This window comes from Mesorhizobium sp. M7A.F.Ca.ET.027.03.2.1 (genome assembly GCF_003999175.1).
Classification (GTDB): domain Bacteria; phylum Pseudomonadota; class Alphaproteobacteria; order Rhizobiales; family Rhizobiaceae; genus Mesorhizobium.
The window spans coordinates 1-4,088 of sequence record NZ_RZOM01000541.1 but is presented as its reverse complement, the minus strand read 5'-3'; the positions used below and the strand labels follow the sequence as shown (position 1 = coordinate 4,088).

The window sequence follows — 4,088 nt, the reverse complement described above, 5'->3', positions numbered from 1 at the left end:
TGCCGCTGCCGCCGGCCACCACCACAGCTACTTTTTCTACACTCATCGGATTTTCCTCTCAGGGCTTGCGGGCACCGCAAGCGGTGTTTTCGGGAGCTGAGCGCTGATATAGCTGGTTTTCCCCGCTGGTTCGAACCAGAATGCCTGAAATCAACCTGTAGAAAAACTCCTGCATGCCCGAAGCCTTCCTCAGCCTGCCGCCGTTGAATGCGCTGCGCGCCTTCGAAGCCTCGGCGCGTCATCTCAACTTCCGCATCGCCGCCGAAGAGCTGAATGTCACGCAAGGGGCGGTCGCCCAGCACATTCGCGGGCTGGAAGCCGATCTCGGCACAAAGCTGTTCGAGCGGCTGCCGCGCGGCCTGGCGCTGACCGATGAGGGCCGCGCCTATGTCCCCAATATCCGCCGCGCCTTCGACCTGATCTCGGAGGCGACGCTGCTGCTTCGTCCCGAGCCGGCGCGGCTGACGATCAGCGTGACGCCGAGCTTCGCTACCAAATGGCTGATCCCGAGATTGCACGACTTCGTCGCGCACAACCCGCTGGTCGATTTGCGCGTGCTGGCCAGCGAGAGCCTATCGAGCTTTCAAGCCGATGGCGTCGACATCGCGGTCAGGCAAGGCCGCCCGCCCTTCGGCGCTGGGCTGATCGTCGACCTGCTGTTTCCCCAGCAGATCGTCGCCGTCTGCAGCCCGGCCTTGCTGCCGGAAGGTGTTGCTGAAATCGCAGCCTCCGAAATCCAGCACCATGTGCTGCTGCACGATGCCCACAATCTGTGGCCGGAATTCATGGAGAAAGCGGTCGGCCTGAAGATGACGACCGAATTGAAACGGATGCGCTTCAACCAGACGGGCCTGGCCATCGACGCGGCCGTCGCCGGCCAGGGCATTGCGCTGGCCAGCCGCTTCCTCGTAGCCGCTGATCTCGCCACGGGCCGCCTGGTTCAGCCCGTCAGCGGCGAAATGCGCGGCACGCAGGATTTTTATGTCGTGATGCCGAGAAAACAGCGCCACCCCGAGCCGACGCAAGCCGTGCGGCAATGGTTGCTGGATGCGGGAGAAAGGCCGCCGCTCTAGATCGGCAGCAAGGCGTCGGGCTTCACATTGGCGATTGAAGCGTAGGTGTGTGTCTCCCGCACCCCGGGCAGCGGCAGGATGACGCGCTGCAGGAAATCCTGGAACATCGCCATGTCGGCGATGCGCGCCTTGACCAGATAGTCGAAGCCGCCGACCACCATGTGGCATTCGATGATCTCGGGCGCCCGCAGAACCGCCTCGGCGAAGCGGTCGAACACATGCGGCGCCGTGTGGTCGAGCCGCACCTCGATGAAGACGAGCTGCGCCTGCCCGATCCGAGCAGGATCGAGCACCGCGCGCACGGCGCGAATGAAGCCTTCGGCGAACAGCCGCTTGACGCGCTGCGTCGCCCCCGTCGGCGACAGACCGACCCGGCGCGCCAGATCGAGCGTCGTGCGGCGGCCGTCCTCCTGCAACAAACGCAGCAGCGAGCGGTCGATACGGTCGAGATCGTCCATTTCAGGATTCACACTTTTTGACCGGAAAAAACGTGATAATCACGCCAAAATAGCAAAAGCAGTATATTTCATCACGCTCCCAGACCGCAATACCGTTGTCGTGCAACCGACAACGAAAGCGTATCCCATGACATCAGCGATATCGATCTCCCGCAGCGCCCAGGCCAAGGGTGACATGCCCGTACTCATCCTGAGCGAGGCCGAGGTGAAAACCTGCATCGACCTGCGCCAGCTTCTCGACGTGCTCGCTGGCGGCTTCAAGGCCTTGTCCGGCGGCAAGGTGGTCAATCCGGCACGGCCGCAGCTCGATGTTCCGCAGGCCGGCTATTCGCTGGCGATGTCGGCATGGATAGCGGGCATGCATCTGACGGTGAAGATCGTCAACGTCTTCGAGGGCAACGTCGCCAAAGGCATCCCCAGCCACCTCGCCACCATCCATCTGTTCGACCCGCAGACGGGCATGCCGGTCTGCGTCATGGACGGCACCTACATCACCGCCGTGCGCACCTCCGGCTCGGCCGTGCTTTCGGTGCGTGAACTCGCCCGCCGCGGCGCCAAGGTCGCGACGGTGGTCGGCGCCGGTGTGCAGGCCGGCCAGCATCTGCATCTTCTGCCGCTGGTGCGCGACTTCACCGAGATCCGCGTCGTCTCGAAGGAATTCGCCGATGCGCAGGCGCTTGCCGCGCAACATCCCGGCGTCGTTGCCGTCGCCGATATAGAGGCCGCGGTGCGTTCGTCCGACGTCGTCTGCCTGGCAACGCATTCCTATGCGCCGGTGATCTCGGCCGAATGGGTGCGGCCGGGCACCCATGTCTCGTCGGTTGGCGTCGCACCGCCCGGTGGCGAGTTGCCGGTCGAGCTTATTGGCCGGGCCAGCCTGTTCGTCGAGACCAGGGACGCCTTTGCCCAGACGCCGGTCGGCTCTTGCGAACTGGCGGGCATTGATCCGAAAGCCGGAATCGAGCTCGGCGACATGCTGCTCGGGCGGCGGCCGGGACGGGTCAGCGCCGATCAGGTCACCGTCTACAAGGCCATGGGCGTCGCCATGGAAGACATGGTGGCCGCCGACCTCGCCTACCGCGAGGCGGTTCGGCGGGGAATGGGACGTGTAGTTGCGCTGTAGCGGAGCCGCTCAATTGTTGGAGCCAGCGCCGCCCGTCGATAGGATCGTCCTTCTCCCGGTTTACGGGAGAAGATGGCGGCAGCCAGATGAGGGGCGGCACCAACGTGGAGGGTTGGGACCAGCCCCTACCCCTCCACCGTCTCCAGCACGCTCAGCAGCGCGCCCTCCATGTCAGGCTCGTCGCCGGAGCAGACGCACAGCATCTCGGCGTCGCCCTCGCACACCGACAGGTAGGCGTGACCCATAGTGGAATCGATATAGACGCTGTCGCCCTGTTTCAGCCGCACCGGCGCGTACTGGTCAGTGTGCAGCTCGATCTCGCCCTTGAGCACGATCAAAAATTCCTCGCCGGCATGCCTGGTCAGCGGCCCGAATTCCTGCGGCGTGCGGGCGCGCGCATAGGCGTGGATCGGCACCATGCGCTTGCGCACCAGATCGGTGGCCAGATAGCGGTAATCGTAGTTGCGGGTCAGTTGGCGCAGCGTGTTGGACTGAGAGGTCACCGACCGGCGGGTGCGCGCAGACGGCTGCTTGCGGTCGCCGCTCAGCAGCTCGGTGACATGGATGCCCAGCCCCTCGCAGATCTGCAGCAGCTTGTCGTAACTCAATGACATCTGGTCGTTCTCGACCTTGGACAGCGTCGACACCGCGACGCCGGTCAGCGTGCTGACCTCCTGCAAGGTCCAGCCATGCGTCTTCCTCAAGCCGCGCAGACAATCACCGAGGTTCGGTTGCTCCGACATCGTCAGCTCCTGGCGCGGCCACCGGGCCGCTTCTTCACCCTAGGTAGTCCAACTCCCTGCCGCCATCAACAACGCTACAATTTTCTTATACGCTAAATATTGACTGGATACGAAATTATTTCTACCCCTAGGACATGCAGTCCAAGTCTCTCCAAAGAATCGTCGTCATCGGCGGCGGCATTGCCGGCCTTTCGCTGGCGGCGGCCGTGCAATCCTGGGCCGAGATCACCGTGCTCGAGCGCGAGCCGCATCTCGGCTATCACGCCAGCGGCCGCTCCGCGGCGCTGTTTTCCGAAACCTATGGCAATGCGCTGGTGCGGGCGCTGTCGCTGGCCAGCCGACAGGCGATCATCAATGGCGGCTTCGCCGCCCACCGGCGCGGCGCGCTGCACGTCGGCGGTGTCGAAGACAGTGCAGCCGTCGACCGCATGGCGGCCGAGATGCAGGCGCTGGTGCCGAGCGTACGGCGCCTGTCAGCAGCAGAAGTCACCGCGCTGGTGCCGGTCATCGCCACGGCAACCACCTGCGGCGGCGTGCATGAACCCGGCGCGCTCGATGTCGACACGGGAAAGATGCTTGCGGCTTCAGCCTCCGCGCTCAAGGCCGGCGGCGGCGTGATCCGCACCGGCGAGGAAGTGCTGGAGATTTCTCGCGTCGCAAACGGCTTCAGCGTCACCACCAGTGCCGGCGC

5 protein-coding genes are annotated in these 4,088 nt (G+C 64.5%); 3 read left to right on the top strand and 2 right to left on the bottom strand.

What is annotated here, in order from left to right:
* The first annotated feature begins 173 nt into the window (after positions 1 to 173).
* Entirely contained in the window at positions 174 to 1,073 is a 900-nt protein-coding gene (locus tag EN750_RS21725) for a LysR substrate-binding domain-containing protein (protein WP_127271872.1), read from the top strand.
* Here the strand turns inward: EN750_RS21725 and EN750_RS21720 are convergent.
* The gene (locus tag EN750_RS21720) at positions 1,070 to 1,531 is read right to left on the bottom strand and encodes an Lrp/AsnC ligand binding domain-containing protein (RefSeq protein WP_023813853.1); all 462 of its coding nucleotides are present in this window, start codon (positions 1,529 to 1,531) and stop codon (positions 1,070 to 1,072) included. The genes EN750_RS21725 and EN750_RS21720 overlap by 4 nt on opposite strands.
* Positions 1,532 to 1,658: 127 nt before the next feature.
* On the opposite strand from EN750_RS21720, the gene EN750_RS21715 reads away from it, so the two are divergent.
* Positions 1,659 to 2,654, top strand: coding sequence for an ornithine cyclodeaminase family protein (locus EN750_RS21715; RefSeq protein ID WP_127397603.1), 996 nt, complete (start codon positions 1,659 to 1,661; stop codon positions 2,652 to 2,654).
* 125 nt (positions 2,655 to 2,779) lie between these two features.
* Here the strand turns inward: EN750_RS21715 and EN750_RS21710 are convergent, their stop codons facing one another.
* Positions 2,780 to 3,397: an XRE family transcriptional regulator gene (locus EN750_RS21710; protein WP_127397602.1), complete on the bottom strand. Its 618-nt coding sequence runs from the start codon at positions 3,395 to 3,397 to the stop codon at positions 2,780 to 2,782.
* A gap of 134 nt (positions 3,398 to 3,531) precedes the next feature.
* On the opposite strand from EN750_RS21710, the gene EN750_RS21705 reads away from it, so the two are divergent.
* Positions 3,532 to 4,088, top strand: a 557-nt coding sequence (locus tag EN750_RS21705) for an FAD-dependent oxidoreductase (RefSeq protein WP_145967824.1), incomplete at its 3' end; no start/stop codon positions are given.

Excerpts from the sequence above, each read along its gene's own strand:
- EN750_RS21725 (WP_127271872.1), top strand. The coding sequence starts at position 174 with ATGCCCGAAGCCTTCCTCAGCCTGCCGCCGTTGAATGCGCTGCGCGCC.
- EN750_RS21720 (WP_023813853.1), bottom strand. The coding sequence starts at position 1,531 with ATGGACGATCTCGACCGTATCGACCGCTCGCTGCTGCGTTTGTTGCAG.
- EN750_RS21715 (WP_127397603.1), top strand. The coding sequence starts at position 1,659 with ATGACATCAGCGATATCGATCTCCCGCAGCGCCCAGGCCAAGGGTGAC.
- EN750_RS21710 (WP_127397602.1), bottom strand. The coding sequence starts at position 3,397 with ATGTCGGAGCAACCGAACCTCGGTGATTGTCTGCGCGGCTTGAGGAAG.